This window comes from Streptomyces sp. NRRL B-24484, assembly GCF_000717715.1.
Lineage (GTDB): Bacteria > Actinomycetota > Actinomycetes > Streptomycetales > Streptomycetaceae > Kitasatospora.
Genome location: NZ_JOAI01000029.1, coordinates 72,064 through 94,845, shown reverse-complemented (window position 1 = coordinate 94,845; position 22,782 = coordinate 72,064). Strand labels below are relative to the sequence as shown.

The 22,782-nt window shown below is 73.0% G+C and carries 12 protein-coding genes; 1 reads left to right on the top strand and 11 read right to left on the bottom strand.

Features of this window, described 5'->3' with window-relative positions; translation table 11 throughout:
• Nucleotides 1-44 precede the first annotated feature (44 nt).
• From pyk to IE98_RS0124825, 7 genes are all read right to left on the bottom strand, one after another.
• Nucleotides 45-1,475, bottom strand: a complete 1,431-nt coding sequence (gene pyk / locus IE98_RS0124855) for a pyruvate kinase (protein ID WP_030272509.1) — start codon at nt 1,473-1,475, stop codon at nt 45-47.
• Between the two features lie 102 nt (nt 1,476-1,577).
• The gene (locus IE98_RS0124850) at nt 1,578-2,786 is read right to left on the bottom strand and encodes an acetate kinase (protein WP_030272507.1); all 1,209 of its coding nucleotides are present in this window, start codon (nt 2,784-2,786) and stop codon (nt 1,578-1,580) included.
• Nucleotides 2,783-4,915, bottom strand: coding sequence for a phosphate acetyltransferase (gene pta, locus IE98_RS0124845; RefSeq protein WP_030272506.1), 2,133 nt, complete (start codon nt 4,913-4,915; stop codon nt 2,783-2,785). The genes IE98_RS0124850 and pta overlap by 4 nt, the downstream gene beginning before the upstream one ends.
• Nucleotides 4,916-5,061: 146 nt before the next feature.
• Nucleotides 5,062-7,419, bottom strand: coding sequence for a 1,4-alpha-glucan branching protein GlgB (gene glgB, locus IE98_RS0124840; protein WP_030272504.1), 2,358 nt, complete (start codon nt 7,417-7,419; stop codon nt 5,062-5,064).
• A gap of 30 nt (nt 7,420-7,449) precedes the next feature.
• Nucleotides 7,450-8,823 (bottom strand): maltokinase N-terminal cap-like domain-containing protein, encoded by a 1,374-nt coding sequence (locus IE98_RS0124835; protein WP_234443659.1) that lies wholly within the window; start codon nt 8,821-8,823, stop codon nt 7,450-7,452.
• Between the two features lie 383 nt (nt 8,824-9,206).
• Nucleotides 9,207-10,910, bottom strand: a complete 1,704-nt coding sequence (treS, locus tag IE98_RS0124830; protein WP_030272501.1) for a maltose alpha-D-glucosyltransferase — start codon at nt 10,908-10,910, stop codon at nt 9,207-9,209.
• A complete protein-coding gene (locus IE98_RS0124825) occupies nt 10,907-12,862 on the bottom strand; it encodes an alpha-1,4-glucan--maltose-1-phosphate maltosyltransferase (RefSeq protein WP_030272499.1) in 1,956 nt (651 codons plus the stop codon). The genes treS and IE98_RS0124825 overlap by 4 nt, the downstream gene beginning before the upstream one ends.
• 971 nt (nt 12,863-13,833) lie before the next feature.
• Here IE98_RS0124825 and glgP point away from each other — a divergent pair.
• On the top strand, nt 13,834-16,530 hold the full coding sequence (gene glgP / locus IE98_RS0124820) for an alpha-glucan family phosphorylase (protein WP_030272497.1): 2,697 nt from the start codon (nt 13,834-13,836) through the stop codon (nt 16,528-16,530).
• Nucleotides 16,531-16,612: 82 nt separating this feature from the next.
• Here glgP and IE98_RS0124815 read toward each other — a convergent pair whose 3' ends face one another.
• The 4 genes from IE98_RS0124815 to IE98_RS0124800 form a co-directional block, all read right to left on the bottom strand.
• Entirely contained in the window at nt 16,613-17,785 is a 1,173-nt protein-coding gene (locus tag IE98_RS0124815) for a lactate 2-monooxygenase (RefSeq protein WP_030272494.1), read from the bottom strand.
• Nucleotides 17,782-18,789: an NADP-dependent oxidoreductase gene (locus tag IE98_RS0124810; protein ID WP_030272492.1), complete on the bottom strand. Its 1,008-nt coding sequence runs from the start codon at nt 18,787-18,789 to the stop codon at nt 17,782-17,784. The genes IE98_RS0124815 and IE98_RS0124810 overlap by 4 nt, the downstream gene beginning before the upstream one ends.
• A 217-nt stretch (nt 18,790-19,006) precedes the next feature.
• Nucleotides 19,007-20,839, bottom strand: coding sequence for an ABC transporter ATP-binding protein (locus IE98_RS0124805; protein WP_030272490.1), 1,833 nt, complete (start codon nt 20,837-20,839; stop codon nt 19,007-19,009).
• Nucleotides 20,836-22,635, bottom strand: coding sequence for an ABC transporter ATP-binding protein (locus tag IE98_RS0124800; protein ID WP_234443658.1), 1,800 nt, complete (start codon nt 22,633-22,635; stop codon nt 20,836-20,838). Before IE98_RS0124800 ends, IE98_RS0124805 begins: the two co-directional genes overlap by 4 nt.
• Nucleotides 22,636-22,782: the final 147 nt, after the last annotated feature.

The following is a 22,782-nucleotide window of genomic DNA, read 5'->3' as shown; positions in this document are numbered from 1 at the left end:
CCCTCCTCGGAGGGGAACCGCCCCGCGGGCGTGCAGCGCCGGTGTCAGTGGTGGTCGCGGCTGCCCAGGTGGTGGACCTGGACCATGTTGGTGTTGCCGGGGACGCCGGGGGGCGAGCCGGCGGTGACGATCACGGTGTCGCCCCCGGCGAGGCGGTTCAGGCGCAGCAGCTCACGGTCGACCTGCTGCACCATCTCGTCGGTGGTCTCGACCTGCTCGGTCACGTACGCCTCGACGCCCCAGCTCAGCGAGAGCTGGTTGCGGGTGGAGGCGTCCGGGGTGAACGCGATCACCGGGATAGGCGAGCGGTAGCGGGACAGGCGGCGGGCGGTGTCGCCGGACTTCGTGAACGCGACCAGGGCCTGGCCGTTCAGGAAGTCGCCGAGCTCGCACGCGGCGCGGGCGATCGAACCGCCCTGGGTGCGCGGCTTGCGGCCCGGGTTCAGCGGCTGGAGGCCCTGCGAGAGCAGCTCCTCCTCGGCCTTCTCGGCGATCCGGCTCATCGTCCGGACCGTCTCGACCGGGTACTTGCCCACGCTGGACTCGGCGGAGAGCATGACCGCGTCCGTGCCGTCCAGGATGGCGTTGGCGACGTCGGAGACCTCGGCGCGGGTCGGGCGCGAGGCGTGGATCATCGACTCCATCATCTGGGTCGCCACGATCACCGGCTTGGCGTTGCGGCGGGCCAGGGTGATCAGCTGCTTCTGCACCAGCGGCACCCGCTCCAGCGGGTACTCGACGGCGAGGTCGCCGCGGGCCACCATGATCGCGTCGAAGGCGAGGACGATCTCCTCCATCGCCTCGACGGCCTGCGGCTTCTCGATCTTGGCGATCACCGGGACGCGGATGCCGACCTCGTCCATCACCTTGTGGACGTCGTCGATGTCGGCGGCGTTGCGGACGAAGGACAGCGCGACCATGTCGACGCCCAGCTGGAGGGCGAACCGCAGGTCCTCCTTGTCCTTCTCGGAGAGCGCGGGCACGTTGACGGCCGCGCCGGGCAGGTTGATGCCCTTGTTGTTCGAGAGCACGCCGCCCTCGACCACCACGGTCTTCACCCGCGGGCCGTCGACGCTGACGACCTCCAGGGCGATGACGCCGTCGTTGATCAGGATCGGGTCGCCGGGCTTCACGTCGCCGGGCAGGCCCTTGTAGGTGGTGCCGCAGATGTGCTGGTCCCCGGGCACATCCTCGGTGGTGATGGTGAAGGTGTCGCCGTTGTCGACGGTCACCGGTCCGTTGGCGAAGGTGGCCAGACGGATCTTGGGGCCCTGCAGGTCGGCCAGCACGCCGATGGTGCGGCCGGTGTCCTCGGACACCTGGCGGACCTTGCGGTACCGCTCCTCGTGCTCCGTGTGGGAGCCGTGGCTCATGTTGAGTCGGGCGACGTTCATGCCCGCTTCGACGATGGCCTTCAGCTGTTCGTAGGAGTCCGTCGCCGGACCCAGGGTGCAGACAATTTTCGCTCGGCGCATATCCGTCAGTCTATCCGTTCGAGTTATCGGTGCATGACGCCCGAACCGGGAGAAATCGCCAACGAACTATCCCGAAGGGTGGGACGCTGACGGGACGTCATCTCAAATGCCGTCGTGCACCAGCGCGAAGGCCTGGCGGGCGATCTCCAGCTCCTCGTCGGTGGGCACCACCGCGACCGCCACCCGGCCGTGCTCGGGCGAGATCACCCGGGCCGCACCGGAGCGCACCGCGTTCAGCGCCGGGTCCACCTCGATGCCCAGCGCCGACAGCCCCGCGCACGCCGCCTCCCGGACGGCCGCCGCGTTCTCGCCCACACCGGCCGTGAACACCACCGCGTCCACCCGGCCCAGCACCGCGTAGTACGCCCCGACGTACTTGCGCAACCGGTGCACGTACACGTCGAAGGCCAGCTGCGCGTCCTCGTCGCCCTCGCCGGCCCGGCGCAGCACCTCGCGCATGTCGTTGTCGCCGCACAGGCCGATCAGGCCGCTGCGCCGGTTCAACAGGTCGTCGATCTCATCGATCGTCAGCCCGCCCACCCGGTGCAGGTGGAAGACCAGCCCCGGATCGGCGTCCCCGGAACGGGTGCCCATGACCAGGCCCTCCAGCGGGGTCAGGCCCATGGACGTCTCCACGCACACCCCGCCCGACACCGCCGAGGCGGAGGCCCCGTTCCCCAGGTGCAGCACGATCATGTTCAGCTCGGCCGGGTCGCGGCCCAGCAGCCGGGCGGCCGCCCGCGACACGTACTGGTGCGAGGTGCCGTGGAAGCCGTAGCGGCGCACCCGGTGCCGCTCCGCGGTCCGCCGGTCGATCGCGTACGTGGCGGCGGCCGCCGGCACCGTGCTGTGGAAGGCCGTGTCGAAGACCGCGACCTGCGGCAGGTCCGGCCGCAGCGCGCGCGCCACCTCGATCCCGGTGATGTTCGCCGGGTTGTGCAGCGGCGCCACCGGGATCAGCCGGCGGATCTCCTCCACCACCTCGTCGTCGATCAGCGTCGGCGCGGTGAACCGCTGCCCGCCGTGCACCACCCGGTGGCCGATCGCCGCGAGACCGGGCGAGCCCAGCCCCAGGCCGTCCGCGGAGAGCTCCTCCGCGACGGCGGCGAGCGCCTCCGCGTGGTCGGCGAACACCCGCAGCCGCTCGCGCCGCTCGCCGGCCGGCGGGGTGTGCACCAGCCGCCCGTTCACCTCGCCGATCCGCTCGACCAGCCCGGCGGCCGCACGGGAGCCGTCCAGCATGTCGATGAGCTGGTACTTCACCGAGGACGACCCCGCGTTCAGCACGAGGACCAGCGTGGAATCGCTCACTGCTCGGCTCCTTCGGCGGGGCGCTGCGACTGGATGGCGGTGATCGCGACGGTGTTGACGATGTCCTCGACCAGCGCACCGCGGGAGAGGTCGTTCACCGGCTTGCGCAGGCCCTGCAGCACCGGGCCGACCGCCACCGCACCGGCCGAGCGCTGCACCGCCTTGTACGTGTTGTTGCCGGTGTTCAGGTCCGGGAAGACCAGCACCGTCGCCCGGCCGGCCACCGAGGAGCCGGGCAGCTTGGTCGCCGCCACGTACGGGTCCACCGCCGCGTCGTACTGGATCGGCCCCTCGACCAGGATGTCCGGACGCGCCCGGCGGACGAGCTCCGTCGCCTCCCGCACCTTGTCCACGTCCGCGCCCGAGCCGGAGGTGCCCGTCGAGTACGAGAGCATCGCGACCCGCGGCTCCACCCCGAACTGCGCCGCCGTCTCCGCGGACTGCACGGCGATGTCCGCCAGCTGCTGCGCGTCCGGGGCCGGGTTCACCGCGCAGTCGCCGTACACCAGCACCCGGTCGGCCAGGCACATGAAGAACACCGAGGACACGATCGCCGCACCCGGCGCCGTCTTGATCACCTCGAAGGCCGGCCGGATGGTCGCCGCCGTCGAGTGCACCGCACCGGACACCATGCCGTCGGCGATGCCCTCCTGCACCATCAGCGTCCCGAAGTACGAGACGTCGGTGACCACGTCCAGGGCCCGCTCCCGCGTCATGCCCTTGTGCGCCCGTGCCCGGGCGTACAGCTCGGCGAAGCTCTCGCGCAGCGGACTGGTGGCCGGATCGACGATCCGCAGCCGGGCCCGGTCCGCGGCCTCCTCGGGGTGCGGCAGCTCCAGGCCCAGCGACGCCGCCCGCCGCAGCACCGCCTCCCGCTCGCCCAGCAGCGTCAGGTCGCAGATGTTGCGGCGCAGCAGCACCTCCGCCGCCCGCAGCACCCGCTCCTCGACGCCCTCCGGCAGCACGATGTGCCGCCGCTGCGCCCGGGCCCGCTCCAGCAGCGCGTGCTCGAACATCATCGGGGTCACCCGCTCGGACGGCGACAGCTCGATCCGCTTCGTCAACTCCGCCGTGTCCACGTGGAGTTCGAACAGGCCGAGGGCGGTCTCGGCCTTCCGGTGGCTGTCCGGGCCGATCCGGCCCTCCAGGTGGGTCAGCGCGGCCGCGGTCAGCCAGCTGCCCTCCGGCACCACCGCGACCGGCGTCCCCGGTGCGAGCCGCGCCGCCAGCGCCATCACGTTCGGCCCCGGGTGCTGCCCGAGGGTGAGCAGCACACCGGCGATCGGCGGCGCTCCCGCGGCGTGCGCCGCCAGCGAGCCGATCAGCAGGTCGGCCCGGTCACCGGGGGTCACCACCAGCGCGCCCTCGGTCAGCGCGTTGAGGAAGGTCGGCAGCATCGCGCCGCCGAAGACGAACGAGCGCACGTCCCGGGCCAGGCCCGCGGCGTCGCCCAGCAGCACCTCGGCACCGGTCGCCTCGACCAGCTGCGCCACGGTCGGCGCCGACAGCGAGGGCTCCTCCGGGATCACGTACACCGGCACCGGGAGCTTCTCGGTCAGCGTCCGCTGGATCCGCTGCTTCGCGGCGGGGGCGACCCGGTTGGCGATCATCGCCAGGGCGGAGCAGCCGAGGTCGGTGTAGGCCCGGTGGGCGTTGCGGACCTCCGCGACCACCGCCTGCGGGTCCTCGTCCTGGCCGCCGACGACCGGCAGCACCCAGGCGCCGAACTCGTTGGCGAGGCGCGCGTTGAAGGCCAGCTCGTCCGGGATGTTGGTGCCGGCGAAGTCGGTGCCGAGCACCAGCACCGCCTGGCAGCGCCGCTCGACCGCCCGGAACCGGTCCACCAGCACCGACACCAGCTCGTCCTGGCCCTGCGCCGCCTGCAGCGCGGCGGCCTCCTCGTAGGAGAGGCCGTACAGGTCCTCCGCCGGCAGGTCGACCCGGTAGCGGGAGCGCAGCAGCTCGACCACGTGGTCGGTGCCCTTCTCGCCGGGGTCGTCCGCGTGCACCAGCGGCCGGAAGACGCCGACGGCGTCCACCTGGCGGGCCAGCAGCTCCATGACCCCGAGTTCGACGGCCTGTCGGCCGTCCCCCCGGTCGATGCCGGTCACGTACACGCTGCGCGCCACGCGGCTCACTCCGTCCTGCCGTCCGGGAAGCGGTCACTGTTGACCTTACCCGGGCAGGTGTTCCCGTGCGGACGGGGGCGGACGGGCGGAAGCGGCCGGGCCCCGGGGCGGTCGCCCCGGGGCCCGGCGTGGCGGAGCCGGCTGCGTCAGGCCGGCCGGAGCCAGAGCGTGGCGAGCGGCGGGAGGACCAGTTCGGCGCTGTGCTGCTGCCCGTTCCAGGCACCGGCCTCGGCCTTGACGGGGTGCGAGTTGCCGAGGCCGCTGCCGCCGAACTCCTCGGCGTCGGTGTTCAGCGCCTCCTCCCACAGCTGGTCGGCGCCGGGCAGCTCCGGCAGGCCGACCCGGAAGCCGTGCCGGACGACGGGCGAGAAGTTGCAGACCGCGACCAGCGGGGTGCCGTCGGCCGCGTACCGGACGAAGGACAGCACGTTGTCGTCGGCCGCACCGCCGTCCAGCCAGCGGAAGCCGGCCGGCACGGTGTCCTGCTCCCAGAGCGCCGGGGTGTCGAGGTACGCGTGGTTGAGCGCGCCGACCAGCCGGCGCACCCCCCGGTGGTCCTCCGCGGCCGGCCAGTCGTCGGCGAGCACCCACCACTGCGGCCCGTGCTCGTGGTCCCACTCGGCGCCCTGGGCGAACTCCTGCCCCATGAAAAGCAGTTGCTTGCCCGGGTGGGCCCACATGAAGCCCAGGTACGCCCGGTGGTTGGCCCGCTGCTGCCACCAGTCGCCGGGCATCTTGGAGACCAGCGACTGCTTGCCGTGCACCACCTCGTCGTGCGAGATCGGCAGCACGTAGTTCTCCGAGTACGCGTACACCATCGAGAAGGTCATCTCGTTGTGGTGGTACTTGCGGTGCACCGGCTCCTTGGCCATGTAGACCAGCGAGTCGTGCATCCAGCCCATGTTCCACTTCAGGCCGAAGCCGAGGCCGCCGCTGTCGGTGGGCCGGGTGACGCCGTCCCAGGCGGTCGACTCCTCGGCGATGGTGACCACGCCCGGGCAGCGACGGTAGACCGTCGCGTTCATTTCCTGAAGGAACGAGGCGGCGTCGAGGTTCTCCCGGCCGCCGAAGGCGTTCGGCGACCAGGCGCCGCCCTCGCGCGAGTAGTCGAGGTAGAGCATCGAGGCGACGGCGTCCACCCGCAGGCCGTCGACGTGGAACTCCTCGCACCAGTACACCGCGTTGGCGACCAGGAAGTTCCGCACCTCGGTGCGGCCGTAGTCGAACTCCAGGGTGCCCCAGTCCGGGTGCTCGGCCCGCAGCGGGTCGGCCGGCTCGTACAGCGGCTCGCCGTCGAACCGGGCCAGGCCGAAGCCGTCCTTCGGGAAGTGCGCGGGCACCCAGTCGACGATCACGCCGATGCCGGCCCGGTGCAGCGCGTCGACCAGGTACTTGAAGTCGTCGGGGCCGCCGAGCCGGGCGGTCGGTGCGAAGAAGCCGGTGACCTGGTAGCCCCAGGAACCGCCGAACGGGTGCTCCATCACCGGCATGAACTCGACGTGGGTGAACCCCAGGTCCACGAGGTAGCCGGGCAGCACCTCGGCGATCTCGCGGTAGCCCGTCAGGTCCGGCCGCCAGGACGCCAGGTGCAGCTCGTACACCGACATCGGCGACCGGTGGTGCACCGTCCGCGGCCGCCGGGCCATCCAGTCCCCGTCGCCCCAGGCGTACTGCGAGGTGTGCACCACGGAGGCGGTCTCGGGCGGGCACTGGGCGGCCCGGGCCAGCGGGTCGGCCTTCTGCAGCACCCCGCCGTGCCGGGTGCGGATCTCGTACTTGTAGGTGGCGCCCTCGGCGAGGGCCGGGACGAACAGCTCCCAGACGCCGGAGGAACCGAGCGAGCGCATCGGGTGCCCGGTGCCGTCCCAGTGGTTGAAGTCGCCGACCAGCCGGACGCCGACCGCGTTCGGCGCCCACACCGCGAACGACGTGCCCGCCATGCCGTCCACCTCGCGGACGTGGCTGCCGAGCACCTGCCAGAGCTGCTCGTGCCGGCCCTCGGAGATCAGGTGCAGGTCCAGTTCGCCGAGGGTGGGCGCCACCCGGTAGCCGTCCTCCTGCTCCACCGGCCCGCCACCGGGGTAGGTCACCTGCAGCCGGTACGCCGGGAACTCCCGGCCCGCCAGCAGCCCGGTGAACAGGCCCGACTGCTGGTGGGTCAGCTCCGCCGGGCCCTGGTCCGTCACCACCACGACCCGCTCGGCGAACGGGCGCAGCACCCGGATCGCGGTGCCCTCCAGGGTGGCGTGCGCACCGAGCAGGGCGTGCGGGTCGTGGTGCACGCCGGACACCAGCCGGTCCACCTCGGCCGGCGGCAGCGGTGCCTCCGGCAGCCGCAGCGGGGAGGACGCCGACGGGCCGGACCGCGGCGGCGCCACGGGCTCGCGCCGCTTGGCCGCCCGGGCCCGCCGGGCGGGCCCGGGCGCGGACGCGCCGGCGCCCGCCCGGAAGGCGGCGGGCACGGCGGTGGTGGAGCTGTCGTGCGTGGGGCCGGGGGGGTTCACGTCGGGTCCTCCAGGAGGCGGGTTCGGGCGTCAGACGGTCAGGGCCAGACGGTTGATGGCGGCCAGCGGGATCGGCAGCCAGCTCGGACGGTGCCGGGCCTCGTAGACGACCTCGTACACCGCCTTGTCGATCTCCAGGGCCCGCAGCAGCTCCGGCGCGGTGGCCGGGTCCATCCCGCCGCCGGCCGTGTAGCCCGCGCAGTACGCGGCCCGGTTGCGGGCCGCCCAGGCGTTGGCGAGGTGGGCCAGCTCCGGGTCCGGGCCGGGTGCCCCGGCGAGCAGGTGCGCGGCCGCGTAGTCGAAGCTGCGCAGCATCGCCGCCACGTCCCGCAGCGCCGGCTGCGGCAGCCGGCGCTCGGCCAGCGGCTTCGCGGGCTCGCCCTCGAAGTCCAGCAGCACCCAGCCGTGCGGGGTGCGCATCGCCTGGCCGAGGTGCAGGTCGCCGTGGATCCGCTGGACGGGCAGCCCCTCCAGGTGGTCCGCGGTGAGCTGCTGGAAGGCCGCGCGCAGTGCCGAGCGGTAGCGCAGCAGGCCGGGCACCGCGGCGACCGCGCTGTCCAGCCGGTCGGCCATCGCGCCGGCCAGCCGGCCGGTCTCGGCCCGGTCGAGGCGGGCGGTGGGCATCGAGCGGGCCAGCACCCGGTGCACCTCGGCGGTCGCCCGGCCGAGCCGGTGCGCCTCGACGGCGAAGTTGCCCGGCGACGGGTCGCCCTTGAGTCGGGCCACTTGGTCGAGGGCGAGCTCCCAGCCGTCCTCGGCGTCCGGCAGGTAGCGCTGGAGGAGTCCGAGAGTGGCCGGTTCCGATCGCTCCAGCCGGGACTCGAACCAGGCGGCGACCCGTGGGATCCGGGTGGACCCCGCCCGGGAGAGCGCCAGCGTCAGTTCGAGGTCCGGGTTGGTGCCGGGGCTGATCCGCCGGAACAGCTTGAGGATGAAGGAGGTCCCGTAGATCACCGAGCTGTTGGACTGCTCGGCCGTGGAGGCCCGGCCGGGCAGGTTGCTCGGCAGGCCCGGGCCCGGGGTGCGCCGGAAGGAGAGCGCGCCGAACCGGTCGCCGGTGGCCAGGTGCTCCAGCAGCCGGCCGGTCAGTTCCGGGTCGTGCACCGCGTCGTAGAGCACCGCGCCGTCGTGCGGGCCGCCGCCGGCCAGCCGGCCGAGGACGGCGCCGGGCCCCGTCCCGGACGGGTCCTTGGAGCGGATGCCCAGCAGGAGCTGGTAGATGTCTCCCTGCGCCGCCGCGCCGGTGCCGTGCTCCACCCGCAGCAGCAGGTGCAGCAGGGTCGGGTCGCCGACCTGCAGGGGGGTTCCCACCACCGGGGTGAGTCCGCTGATCGCGCGCCCCTTCCCGGCGTACCAGCGCTGGGTGGGGAGCCAGTCGGCGATCAGCGGCAGGGCGGCGCCCACGAGCTCGCTGACACCCGCGGTGGTTCTCCGCCCCGTGGTCCCGCGCGTGCCGACGGGCCCGGGGGCGCCGTCGGGTAGGTCGCGGTGCACGTGGGCTTGAGAACGGGAGGTTTCGGACATGACTCCCTTTCCCCGGAAGCGGGCCGGCTGCCCGAGGTCGTCACCGGGCCTGTCAGTCTTCCGGATTTCGGCGGCGCGGCGGCGGAGGCACGCGAGCGGGGCTCGGGTGTCACGCCATAGTGTGGGTGGCCGTTGGGCTGTTCTCCGTACGCGGTGGTGCGAAGACCCCTGCGGGGCGCGGGGGTCGTGACTCTCGCGCCCCGCAGGGTGGTCGCCTCGGACCTGGCTGGTGGATCGTTACTTCGGGCGCCGGACGGCCGCCGCTACTTGATTCCGGGCTTCCTGAGCTGGAACCAGTAGAAGCCGTGCCCGGCGAGGGTGAGCAGGTAGGGCCACTCACCGATGGAGGGGAAGCGCACGCCGCCGATCAGCTCGACCGGGTACCGCCCCCCGTACCGCCGCAGGTCCAGTTCGGTCGGCTGCGCGAACCGCGAGAAGTTGTTCACGCACATGACCAGGTCTCCCTCGTGCTCGCGCACGAAGGCCAGCACTGCGGGGTTGCTGGAGGGCAGCTCGGTGTAGCTGCCGAGGCCGAACGCAGGATTGAGCTTTCGGATCTCGATCATGCGACGCGTCCAGTGCAGCAGGGAACTCGAACTGCTTTGCTGCGCTTCGACGTTGGTCACCTGAAAGCCGTACACCGGGTCCATGATGGGCGGCAGACTGAGCCTGCCCGGGTCGGCGGAGGAGAAACCCGCGTTGCGGTCCGGCGTCCACTGCATCGGGGTGCGGACGCCGTCCCGGTCGCCGAGCCAGATGTTGTCGCCCATGCCGATCTCGTCGCCGTAGTAGAGCACCGGCGAACCGGGCAGCGAGAGCAGCAGGGCGGTGAAGAGTTCGATCTGGTTGCGGTCGTTCTCCAGCAGCGGCGCGAGCCGCCGGCGGATGCCCACGTTGGCCCGCATCCGCGGGTCCTTCGCGTACTCCGCGTACATGTAGTCGCGCTCCTCGTCGGTGACCATCTCCAGGGTCAGCTCGTCGTGGTTGCGCAGGAAGATGCCCCACTGACAGCCGGAGGGGATCTCCGGCGTCTTGGCGAGGATCTCCGAGACCGGGTAGCGCGACTCCCGGCGGACGGCCATGAAGATCCGCGGCATCACCGGGAAGTGGAACGCCATGTGGCACTCGTCGCCGCCGGAGGCGAAGTCCCCGAAGTAGTCGACGACGTCCTCGGGCCACTGGTTGGCCTCGGCCAGCAGCACCGTGTCCGGGTAGTCCGCGTCGATCTCCTTGCGGAGCCGCTTGAGGAACTCGTGGGTCTCCGGCAGGTTCTCGCAGTTGGTGCCCTCCCGGGCGTACAGGTAGGGGACCGCGTCCAGCCGGAACCCGTCGATGCCGAGGTCCAGCCAGAACCTCAGGGCCGCGATCACCTCCTCCTGCACCCGCGGGTTGTCGTAGTTGAGGTCCGGCTGGTGGGAGAAGAACCGGTGCCAGAAGTACTGCTTGCGCACCGGGTCGTACGTCCAGTTGGAGGTCTCGGTGTCGACGAAGATGATGCGGGCGTCGGGGTACTGCTTGTCGTCGTCCGCCCACATGTAGAAGTCGCCGTACGGCCCGTCCGGGTCGTTGCGGGACGCCTGGAACCACGGGTGCTGGTCGCTGGTGTGGTTGACCACGAAGTCGATGATCACCCGCATGCCCCGGGCGTGGGCGGCGTCGACGAACTCGACGAAGTCGGCGAGGTCGCCGAACTCCGGCAGCACCGACTTGTAGTCGGCCACGTCGTACCCGCCGTCCCGCAGCGGCGAGGCGAAGAAGGGCGGCAGCCAGAGGCAGTCCACCCCCAGCCACTGCAGGTAGTCGAGCTTCGAGGTGAGCCCCTTGAGGTCACCCACGCCGTCGCCGTTGCTGTCCTGGAAGGAACGGACCAGGACCTCGTAGAAGACCGCGCGTTTGAACCACTCCGGGTCGCGGTCCCTGGCCGGCGTTTCGGCGAAGGTGTCGGGAACGGGCTCGTTGACTGTCACTGAGGGTGCCTCCGGACGGTGAGGAGGTGGGCCGGCTCGGTGGATGGGTCGAGCCGGACGTAGTTGCGGCGGCCCCAGTCGTAGGTGGCGCCGGTGAGCTCGTCGTGCACCGTCAGCGGCAGGTCCGAGTCCAGCGTCACGGTGGCCTCCTGGACGTGGTGCGGGTCCAGGTTCACGACGGTGATCACGTGGTCCTCGACGCCGTCCTCGCTGGTCGCCCGCTTGGAGTACGCGATGACCTGGTCGTTGTCCGTGGGGTGGAAGCGCAGGTCGCGCAGCTGCTGCAGGGCGGGGTGCCGCCGGCGGAGCCGGTTGAGGGCGGTGAGGAGCGGGGCGAGGGAGTCCTGACGGCTCCAGTCGCGCGGGCGCAGCTCGTACTTCTCGGAGCGCGCGTACTCCTCCGACCCGGGGTGGACGGGCTCGTTCTCGTAGTGCTCGTAGCCCGCGTAGACGCCGTAGCTGGGGGCGAGGGTCGCGGCCAGGACGGCGCGGACGGCGAACGCGGCCGGGCCGCCCTGCTGCAGGTACTCGTGCAGGATGTCCGGGGTGTTGGCGAAGAAGTTGGGCCGCATGTACGAGGCCGCGTCACCGCTGAGTTCGGTGAGGTAATCGGTGAGTTCCTGCTTGGTGGTGCGCCAGGTGAAGTAGGTGTACGACTGGTGAAATCCGATCTTCCCCAGGGTGTGCATCATCGCCGGGCGGGTGAACGCCTCGGCCAGGAAGATCACGTCGGGGTCGGTCCGGGCGATGTCGCCGAGCACCTTCTCCCAGAACACCACCGGCTTGGTGTGCGGATTGTCGACGCGGAAGATCCGCACCCCGTGGCCCATCCAGAAGCGCAGGACACGAACCGTCTCCTTGACCAGGCCGTCGAAGTCCTGGTCGAAGTTGATCGGATAGATGTCCTGGTACTTCTTCGGCGGGTTCTCGGCGTACGCGATGGTGCCGTCGAGGCGGTGGCTGAACCACTCCGGGTGCTTGTTGACCCAGGGGTGGTCGGGGGAGCACTGCAGGGCGAAGTCGAGCGCGACCTCCAGGCCCAGCGACCCGGCCTCGGCGACGAAGCGGTCGAAGTCCTCGACGGTGCCGAGGTCCGGGTGGACGGCGTCGTGGCCGCCCTCCGGCGAGCCGATCGCCCAGGGCGAGCCGACGTCGTGCGGACCGGCCGTCAGACCGTTGTCCGGGCCCTTGCGGTAGGCGCGGCCGATCGGGTGGATCGGCGGCAGGTAGACCACCTCGAAGCCCATCGCGGCGACCGCGGGCAGCCGCTCGGCGGCGGTGCGCAGCGTCCCGGAGACCGGCGGCTGCACGCCGGAGGGGTCGACCACGGCGCCCTCGGAGCGCGGGAAGAACTCGTACCAGGCGCCGTACAGCGCCCGCTTGCGGTCGACCTGGAGCGGCAGCGGCCGGGTGGCGCTGACCAGTTCGCGCAGTGGGTGACGCTCCAGCAGGGTGAGCACCTCGGGCGCGAGCGCGGCCGCGTAGCGGCTCAGCGGGGGCAGGCCGGGGTCGCGCAGCGCGTCCACCGCGGCCAGCACGTGCGCCCGGCCGTCCTTCTTCGGCACCCCGGCGGCGGCCCGCTCCAGCAGTTGGGCGCCCTCCTCCAGGACGAGCGCGGTGTCGATGCCGGCCGGGAGCTTGACCGCGGCGGTCCTCCGCCAGGTGGCGACCGGGTCGCTCCACGCCTCCACCAGGTAGGACCAGCGCCCGGGCGCGGTCGGCGTGACGTGCGCGCCCCAGCGGTCGGTGCCGGGGGCGAGTTCGCGCATCGGCGTCCACGGGCCGCTGCGGCCGCGCGGGTCGCGGAGCACCACGTTGGCGTTCACCGCGTCGTGGCCCTCGCGGAAGACGGTGGCGGTGACCTGGAAACTCTCGCCCTCGACGGCCTTGGCCGGGCGCCGCCCGGAGTCGACGAGGGGGCTGACGTCCAGGACGGGGATGCGGCCGATCACGGTGTCGCTCTCTGTCTTGCGGGTGGCGCTCTTGCGGGCGGTGGTCTTCTTGGCGGTGGTCTTCTTCGCGGCGGTCTTCTTGGCGGCGGCCTTCTCGGCCGGGGCCTTCCCGGCGGCGGCCCCCTCGGCGGCGGCGGTCGTGGTACGGGTGGTCCTGGTGGTGGAACCGGCCGCCGTCCTGCCGGTGGTGGTCCTGCGGGCCGCCGTCCGCGCGGCCGCGGGGGCGGCCGGTGCGGTGCTGCGGGCGGCGCGCGGGGCCGGCAGCGGCGGCTCCGTGGTCGGCGGTGTGTCGGGGCCCTCCGTCGTTGCGGTGGACTGGTCCCGCGTGTCGCCCTGCATGCCAAACTCCTGCCCGAATCGGCGGTGGCTCCCGACGGCCTGCGTTGCCGGGGGAGTACCGGGAGGACTGTGGGGTGGGGTGGCCGTGCGTTCGGAACGGTGCCGTGCCGGCGGGCCCGGCGACCCGACCGCCGGCCGGCGCGACCCGTCCCCCGGGCGCGAGCGTCCCGGCGCGCGCCCCGAGGGACGCGCCCCGGAGCGACCCGACCCACCCGAAAAACGACCGGGTGAGGTGTGAGGACACGCCGAGAGGCGGCGGCAGCGGCCGAATGGGCGATGGAGGGTGAGGGTTCGTCAGCAGGGCATGTTCCGGACATGGAACAGCAGGGGGCGCCTTTCGGCCTGCACTCCCTGCCGCACCAACGACCTTTCTGCATCCTCGCACCACCGGCAAGACCTACGGGCCGGTAATCGCGCGATTTCGGACGGTATGCAGGGGCATATCGGCCAGTGGAAACGCAGCCGTTGCGGGATATTCACGCGCCAGGGGCGCGCCTTTTCGGCTACGTGCGCCCCGTGCGCCCCCCGTTCGCAGCACTGCGCCGATTGCGATCTCACCAATACGCCGAACGGGTGTGCAAAGCGTCCGCTGACACCCGTTCAGGCGGCTTGGAGGCTCTAGGCTTCACGTTGTGAAGGCAATCCGCAGATTCACCGTCCGCACCGTCCTGCCCGAACAACTCCAGCCGCTGCACGAGCTCGCGCTCAACCTGCGCTGGTCCTGGCACCCGGAGACGAGGGAGTTGTTCCGCTCGGTCGACCCGGAGGTCTGGGCGGCCGTGGGGGAGGACCCGGTCCGGCTGCTCGGCGAGGTGCCGGCCGCCCGGCTCGCCGCGCTCGCGGCCGACCGCCGCTTCCTGCGCCGACTGGGCGACCTCCACGACGACCTGAGGGACTACCTGGCCGGGCCGCGCTGGTACCAGTCGGCGCCGCCGGTCGGCGAGACCGGCAGCCCGCTGCCCGAGGCGATCGCCTACTTCTCCCCGGAGTACGGCATCGCCGCCGCGCTGCCGCAGTACTCCGGCGGCCTCGGCATCCTGGCGGGCGACCACCTCAAGGCCGCCAGCGACCTCGGCGTCCCGATCGTCGGCGTGGGCCTGTTCTACCGGCACGGGTACTTCCGGCAGTCGCTCGACCGGGACGGCTGGCAGCAGGAACGCTACCCGCTGCTCGACCCGGACGAACTCGCCGTCAGCCTGCTGCGCGAGGAGGACGGCAGCCCCTGCCGGGTCGACCTCGCCCTGCCGGCCGGCCGCACCCTCGGCGCGCGGATCTGGAAGGCCCAGGTCGGCCGCGTCCCGCTGCTGCTGCTGGACTCCGACATCGAGTCCAACGCCCCGGCCGACCGGGACGTGACGGACCGCCTGTACGGCGGCGGCAGCGAGCACCGGCTGCTCCAGGAGATGCTGCTCGGCATCGGCGGCGTGCGCGCGGTGCGCACCTACTGCCGGCTCACCGGCCACCGGCCGCCGGAGGTCTTCCACACCAACGAGGGCCACGCCGGCTTCCTCGGGGTGGAGCGGATCCGCGAGCTGGTCGCGCCGGTCGAGCAGGGCGGCCGCGGCCTGGACTTCGCCGCCGCGCTGGAGGCCGTCCGGGCCGGCACGGTGTTCACCACCCACACGCCCGTGCCCGCCGGCATCGACCGGTTCGACCGCGACCTGGTCGCCCGTCACTTCGGCGGCGACGCGGCGCTGGCCGGCGTCCCGGTCGACCGGGTGCTGGCCCTCGGCGCGGAGAGCTGGCACGGCGGCGACCCGAAGCTGTTCAACATGGCGGCCATGGGCCTGCGGCTGGCCCAGCGGGCCAACGGCGTCTCCACGCTGCACGGCGAGGTCAGCCGCTCGATGTTCAACGGGCTCTGGCCGGGCTTCGACTCGGCCGAGGTGCCGATCGGTTCGATCACCAACGGCGTCCACGCGCCGACCTGGATCGACCCGGCGGTCGTCCGGCTCGGTGCCGGGCAGATCGGCGCCGAGCGCGCCGACGAGGCCATCACCACCGGCGAGGCCCGCCGCTGGACGGGCATCGAGCGGATCGGCGACGAGGAGATCTGGGAGGTCCGCCGGATCCTGCGGGCCCAGCTGGTCGACGAGGCCCGCCGCCGGCTGCGCACCTCCTGGCGCCAGCGCGGCGCCGGCGACGCCGAGCTCGGCTGGACGGCCGGGGTGCTCGACCCGGACGTCCTGACCATCGGCTTCGCCCGCCGCGTCCCCTCGTACAAGCGGCTCACGCTGATGCTGCGGGACAAGGCCCGGCTGCGGGCGCTGCTGCTGGACCCGCAGCGGCCGGTGCAGATCGTCGTCGCGGGCAAGGCGCACCCGGCCGACGACGGCGGCAAGCGGCTCATCCAGCAGCTGGTCGCCTTCGCCGACGACCCTGCGGTCCGCCACCGGATCGTCTTCCTGCCCGACTACGACATGGCCATGGCCAAGCACCTCTACCCGGGCTGCGACGTCTGGCTGAACAACCCGCTCCGCCCGCTGGAGGCCTGCGGCACCTCCGGGATGAAGGCCGCCCTCAACGGCTGCCTCAACCTGTCGATCCTGGACGGCTGGTGGGACGAGTGGTTCGACGGCCGCAACGGCTGGGCGATCCCCACCGCGGACGTCTCCGGCCCCGAGCGGGTCGACCCGGACAGCCCCGAGGCCGAGCGGCGCGACGACATCGAGGCGGCGGCGCTCTACGACCTGATCGAGCACCAGGTCGCCGCCCGGTTCTACGACCGCGGCGCCGACGGCCTGCCGCACCGCTGGATCTCGATGGTCCGGCACACCCTGGTCACCCTCGGGCCCAAGGTGCTGGCCGGGCGGATGGTGCGCGACTACGTCGAGAAGCTGTACGCCCCCGCGGCGGCCGCGCAGCGCACGCTCGCCGCCGAGGCCGGCGGCACCGACCACGCCGGTGCCCGTGAGCTCGCCGAGTGGAAGGCCCGGGTTCGCGAGGCCTGGCCCGTCGTCCGGGTCGAGCACGTCGAGGCGGACGGCTGCCGGGAGGCCCAGGAGCTGGGCTCGGCGCTGGAGCTGCGGGTGCAGGTCTCGCTCGGCGCGCTGGAACCGGCCGACGTGGAGGTCCAGGTGGTCTCCGGCCGGGTGGACGAGTCCGACCGGATCTCGGACGCCGCGGTGCTCGCCCTGAAGCCGGCCGGCGGCCCGGACCTGGAGGGCCGCCACCGCTACGAGGGGCCGCTGGCGCTCGACCGCACCGGCCCGTTCGGCTACACCGTCCGGGTGCTGCCCACCCACCGGCTGCTGGCCTCGCCGGCCGAGCCCGGGCTGGTCGCCGCACCGGTCGAGTCGGGCGGGATGGACGCCGGCGTGCTGCGCTGAGCCGGTAGGACGCAGCGGCTGCCGGGCGGGCCGATGCGGCCCGCCCGGCAGCCGCGTGCACGGGGCCGGCCCCGTGGCGGGGTCAGCCCAGCGCGGAGGCGTCCAGGTCGCCCGGGGTGCGGTGCCCGGAGAGCGCCAGCGTCAGCTCGAACTCGGCGAGCAGCGAGCGGATCACGTGCGCCACCCCGGCCTGCCCGTCCAGGGCCAGTCCGTAGGCGTACGGGCGGCCGAGCATCACCGCGCGGGCGCCCAGGGCGAGCGCCTTGAACACATCGTCGCCCGTCCGGACGCCACTGTCGAACAGCACCGGGATCCGCTCGCCGACCGCGGCCGCCACGGCGGGGAGTGCCTCGGCGGCGCCGATCGAGCCGTTGACCTGGCGGCCGCCGTGGTTGGAGACCACGACGCCGTCCATGCCGGCCTCGACCGCGGCCCGGGCGTCGTCCGGGTGCAGGACGCCCTTGAGCACGATCGGGCCGTCCCAGTGCTCCCGCAGCCAGGCCAGGTCGGGCCAGGTCTTGCCCGGGTCGGCGAAGAGCGAGACGAAGTGCAGGACGGCCGCGTTCGGGTCCTCGTGCGGCGGCTTGGCCAGCCCGGCGAGGAAGGCCGGGTCGGTGAAGTAGTTGGCGGTGCCGACGCCGTGCAGGAAGGGCAGGTACGCCCGGTCCAGGTCGCGCGGGCGCCAGGCGAGCAGCGGGGTGTCCAGGGTGACGAACAGTGCGGTGAAGCCGGCCGCCCGCGCCCGGTCCAGGAACGAGCGGGTGACCTCGCGGTCCTTGGACCAGTAGAGCTGGAACCAGCGCTCGCCGTCGCCCATCGCCGCGGCGACCTCCTCCATCGGCGTGCTGGAGGCGGAGGACAGCACGAAGGGCACACCCTCCGCGGCCGCGGCCCGGGCCGCGGCCGGTTCGGCGTCCGGGTGCAGGATCGACAGCACCCCGACCGGTGCCAGCGCCAGCGGCGCCGGCAGCGTCCGGCCGAACAGCTCGGTCCGCAGGTCGCGCGCGGACACGTCGCGCAGCATCCGGGGCACGATCCGGTGCGCGTCGAGGGCGGCCCGGTTGGCCCGCTCGGTCGCGCCGCTGCCGGCGCTGCCCGCGACGTAGCCGAACGGGCCGGGGGCGAGCCGGTGCTCCGCCAGCTGCTCCAGCCGGGTGAGATCGGTCGGCAGCCGTGGCACGCTGCCGCTGATCAGGCCGTTCAGGTAGACCTCGTACTGGAAGGACGCCCAGTCGCGCGGGGGCGGCGCGGTCACACCAGTTCCAGCACGAGCTTGCCGACGTTCTCGCCGCGGAAGAGCATCTGCAGCGTCTCCGGGAAGTCCTCGACGGTGCCGCGCACGATGTGCTCCTTCACCTTCAGCCGGCCCTCGGCGATCCAGCCGGCCATCTCGGTGGCGGCCTCCTTGTAGCGGGCGGCGTGGTCGAAGACCACGAAGCCCTCCATCCGGGCCCGGCGGACCAGCAGCGACAGGTAGTTGGACGGGCCCTCGACCTTGGACTCGGCGTTGTACTGGCTGATCGCGCCGCAGATCACCACCCGGGCGTGCATCGCCAGCCGGGTCAGCGCGGCGTCCAGGATCGGGCCGCCGACGTTGTCGAAGTACACGTCGATGCCGTCCGGGCAGTGCTCGCGCAGCGCCTTGCGGACGTCCTCGGTGCGGTAGTCGATCGCCGCGTCGAAGCCGAGCTCCTCGGTGAGCAGCGCGCACTTCTCGGCGCCGCCGGCGATGCCGACCACCCGGCAGCCCTTCACCTTGGCGATCTGGCCGACGATGCTGCCGACGGCGCCCGCGGCACCGGAGACCACCACGGTCTCGCCGTCCTTGAGGGCGCCGACCTCCAGCAGGCCGAAGTAGGCGGTCATGCCCGGCATGCCGAGGGCGCCCAGGTAGGTGGAGAGCGGGGCGGCGGCCGGGTCGACCTTGAGGGTGCCGCGGCCGTCGGAGACCACGTGCTCCTGGACGCCGAAGGTGCCGACCACGTGGTCGCCCACCGCGTACTTCGGGTGGTTGGAGGCGGTCACCTCGATCACCGAGCCGGCCCGCATGACCTCGCCGATGCCGACCGGCGGCAGGTAGGAGGGGCGGTCGTCGAGCCAGCCGCGCATCGCCGGGTCCAGCGAGAGGAAGCGGGTACGGCCGGCGAACTCGCCCTCGCCGGGCTCGGCGGCCGGGGCGGTGGCGTGCTCCCAGTCGGTGGGCTTGACCGCGCCCTGCGGCCGGGCGGCGAGTCGGATCTGGCGGTTGGCTGCGGTCATGGCAGGCTCCTGTCGCTGGCGGCCGTGCCGCAGCGTCGCGGCACCCGAACCCGATTCTAAGCAAGCGCTTAGTCACCTGGCTAGACGAGGACCCACGGGGAACGAGTGAGGGCCACCACCGAGGGGCACTCGGGCGGATTCGGGGAAACCACTGGGGGAAACCACTGAGGTACCCCACGCGCCCCTCAGTGGCTGCCCCTTCGCGTTCGGGGGTCTGTCAGACCAGGCTGTCGCGCCAGGCTCGGTGGAGGTCGGCGAAGCGGCCGTGGCCGCCGATCAGGTCGGCCGGGCGGCCGTCCTCGACGATCCGGCCCTGGTCCATCACCAGGACCCGGTCGGCGATCTCGACGGTGGAGAGCCGGTGGGCGATGACCACCGCGGTGCGGCCCGCCAGGACCGTCCGCATGGCCCGCTGCACCGCCTGCTCACCCGGCACGTCCAGCGAACTGGTCGCCTCGTCGAGGATCAGCACCGCCGGGTCGGCCAGCAGCGCCCGGGCGAAGGCGACGAGCTGCCGCTGCCCGGCCGAGATCCGGCCGCCCCGCTTGCGGACGTCGGTGTCGAAGCCCTCCGGCAGCGCCGCGACGAACTCGTACGCGCCGATGTCCCGGGCGGCCTGCTCGACCTCCTCGCGGGTCGCGCCGGGCCGGCCGATCGCGATGTTCTCGGCGACCGTGCCGGAGAACAGGAACGACTCCTGGGTGACCATCACGACGTTGCGCCGCAGCTCCTCGCCGGACAGCTCGCGCAGGTCGACGCCGTCGAGCGCGACCCGCCCCTCGGTCGGGTCGTAGAACCGGGCGAGCAGCTTGGCCAGTGTGGACTTGCCGGCGCCGGTCGCGCCGACCACCGCGGTGGTGCGCCCGGCCGGGAGCACCAGGTCGAAGCGGGGCAGCACCTCCTTGCCGGTGCGGTAGGCGAAGCGGACGCCGTCGAAGGAGACGGTGCGGCCCTTCACCGGGTGCTCCGGCAGCGGGGCGGGGGCGGCCGGCTCGGGCACCGAGGGCTCGTGCGCCAGCAGGCCGGCGATCTTCTCCAGCGCCGCGGCCGCCGACTGGTAGCTGTTGAGGAACATCGCCAGCTGGTCGAGCGGCTCGTACAGCCGGCGCAGGTAGAGCACGAAGGCGGTGAGCACGCCGAGTTCGACCGAGCCGTCGGCGACCAGCAGGGCGCCGGCGACCACCACGCCGGTGATCCACACGTTGGCGATCGCCCGGGAGGTGGTGACGTACCGGGCCATCTCCAGCAGGCCGTCCGCGGTGGTGCCGGCGTACTGGTGGTTGACCGTGCCGAAGGCCTCGTCGTTGGCCCGCTCGCGGCGGAAGGCCTGGACCGGGCGGATGCCGTTCATGGTCTCGGTGAACCGGACGATCACCGCGGCGACCGCCGTCCGCGAGCGCCGGTACACCCGCTGGGAGCGCCGCCGGAACGAGCGGACGCTCAGGTACATGGGCAGGAAGGACAGCAGCGAGAGCAGGCCGAGCCGCCAGTCCATCACCATCAGGACCAGCGAGATCCAGAACACCGAGAGGACCACCGAGAGCAGCTCCTGCAGGCCCTCGGCGAGCAGTTCGCGCAGTGCGTCCACGTCGCTGGTGGCGCGGGAGATGATCCGGCCGGAGGTGTAGCGCTCGTGGAAGTCCAGGCTGAGCCGCTGGGCGTGCTGGAAGATCCGGCCGCGCAGCTCCAGCAGCACGTCCTGGTTGATCCGGGCGCTGAAGCGGATGAAGGCGCGCTGCAGCACGGTGCTGAGCACCCCGCACCCGAGGTAGGCGGCGATCACCGCGATCAGCGGGCCGCTGTCGTGCTCCCGCAGGGCCGGGATGCCGCGGTCCATGGCGAAGGCGACCAGCAGCGGCCCGGTCTGCAGGGCGGCCTGCTGGACGAGGATCACCAGCATGGCGGTGGCGATCCGGCCGCGGTGCGGGCCGAGCAGTTCGCCGAGCAGCCGGCGGGCGGCGCCCGGGGGGACGGGGATGTCCTCGTCCTCGGCGGGCGCCGGGAGTTCCTCGGCCAGCTCCTCGGCGGCGTCGACCGCGGTGGTGCTCATCGGGTGCTGATCCCTTCCGGTACGGGGGCGGCTTCGCCCGTCATCAGCTCGCGGTAGACGGCGGAGCTCTGCAGCAGTTCGTGGTGGGTGCCCACGGCGGCGATCCGGCCCTCGTGCAGCACGGCCACCCGGTCGGCCAGCATGACCGTGCTCGGCCGGTGCGCGACGACCAGCGCTGTGGTGCCGTCGAGGACGCGCCGCAGCGCCTGCTCGACGAGTGCCTCGGTGTGCACGTCGAGGGCGGAGAGCGGGTCGTCCAGCACCAGGAAGCGCGGGTCGCCGACGACCGCGCGGGCGAGCGCGAGGCGCTGGCGCTGGCCGCCGGAGAGGCTGAGGCCCTGTTCGCCGACCTGGGTCGCGGTGCCGGCCGGCAGCCGGTCGACGAAGGTCGCCTGTGCGGTGTCGAGGGCGGCGGCCAGCCGGTCGGGGCCAGCGGCCGGTGCGCCCATCAGCACGTTCTCGGCGACCGAGGCGGAGAACAGCGTGGGCTCCTCGAAGGCGACGGCGACCAGCTCGCGCAGCTCGGCCCGCGGAATCGTCCGGACGTCCCGGCCGTCCAGCGCGACGGTGCCGCCGGTGGCCTCGTACAGCCGCGGCAGCAGGGCGGTGAGCGTGGTCTTGCCGCTGCCGGTCGCGCCGACCAGCGCCATCGTCTCGCCGGGCGGGACGTGCAGGTCGATGCCGCACAGCAGGTCGGGGCTGCCCTCGGGCGCGTCCGGGTAGCGGAAGCGCACCCCGGTCAGCCGGATGCCCCGCTCGCCGGCGGTGGCGGGGCCGGACCCGGGCTGCTCGGTGTCGGCCGGCTCGGGCTCGTCCATCACCTCGTAGAAGCGGTCGGTGGCGGTGGCGGCCTCGTTGGCGTACGCGACCAGCCAGCCCAGCGACTCGACCGGCCAGCGCAGGGCCAGCGCGGTGGAGAGGAAGGCCACCAGGGTGCCCGCGGACATCTCGTCGTGGGCGACCCGGACGGCGCCGAGCGCCAGGGCCGCGCCGAGCGCGAGCTCCGGCAGGCCGACGATGACCGCCCAGAGGTTGGCCAGCATGCCGGCCTTGCCGAGCTCGGTCCGGCGCAGCGAGCGGGACTGCTCGGCGAAGCGGTCGGCCATCGTGCGGTGCCGGCCGAAGGCCTTGAGGATGCGGATGCCCAGCACCGACTCCTCGACCACGGTGGCGAGGTCGCCGTTCTGGTCCTGCGCCCGGCGGGCGGCGCCGGAGTAGCGCTGCTCGAAGTGGTGCGTCAGCCAGGTCAGCGGGCCCATCGGGATCAGCGCGATCAGTGCGAGCCGCCAGTCCAGGGTGAACATCAGGCCGGTGCCGATCAGGAAGACCGTGCAGTTGACGATCAGGAAGACCAGCGGGAAGGCCAGGAACAGCCGCATGGTGAACATGTCCGAGGTCGCCCGGCTGAGCAGCTGGCCGGAGGGCCACCGGTCGTGGAAGGAGACCGGCAGCCGCTGCAGCTTGGCGAACAGGTCGCCGCGCATGGCGGCCTCGACCCGGGCCAGCGGGCGCGCGACGACCACCCGGCGCACCCCGAACAGGCCCGCCTCGGCGAGGCCGAGCAGCAGGAGCAGGCCGGCGAGCGGCCAGAGCGCGGCCATGTCGTGGTCGGCGATCGGCCCGTCGACGATCCGGCGGAGCACCACCGGTACGGCGAGCACGCTGACGGAGGCGGTGAGCGCGGCGGCGACCGAGCCGGCGATCCGCCAGCGGGCGACCCGCGCGTACGGCCACAGGCGCAGCAGCGAGCGCACGGTGGAGCGTCGGGGGGCGGCGGGGGCTTGGTTCGTGGACATCGCGGCCGAGGGTAGGCGCTGTCCGGTCATTTCTCATCCGGTTTTTCGCCCCTGACGGCGGGTTCCGGCCGGACCGGCCGGGGTCGTGCGCAGCGCGGGAGGTGTACGGGGGGCTTGCGGCCATTCGAGTGCATCCGTGGCACCCGG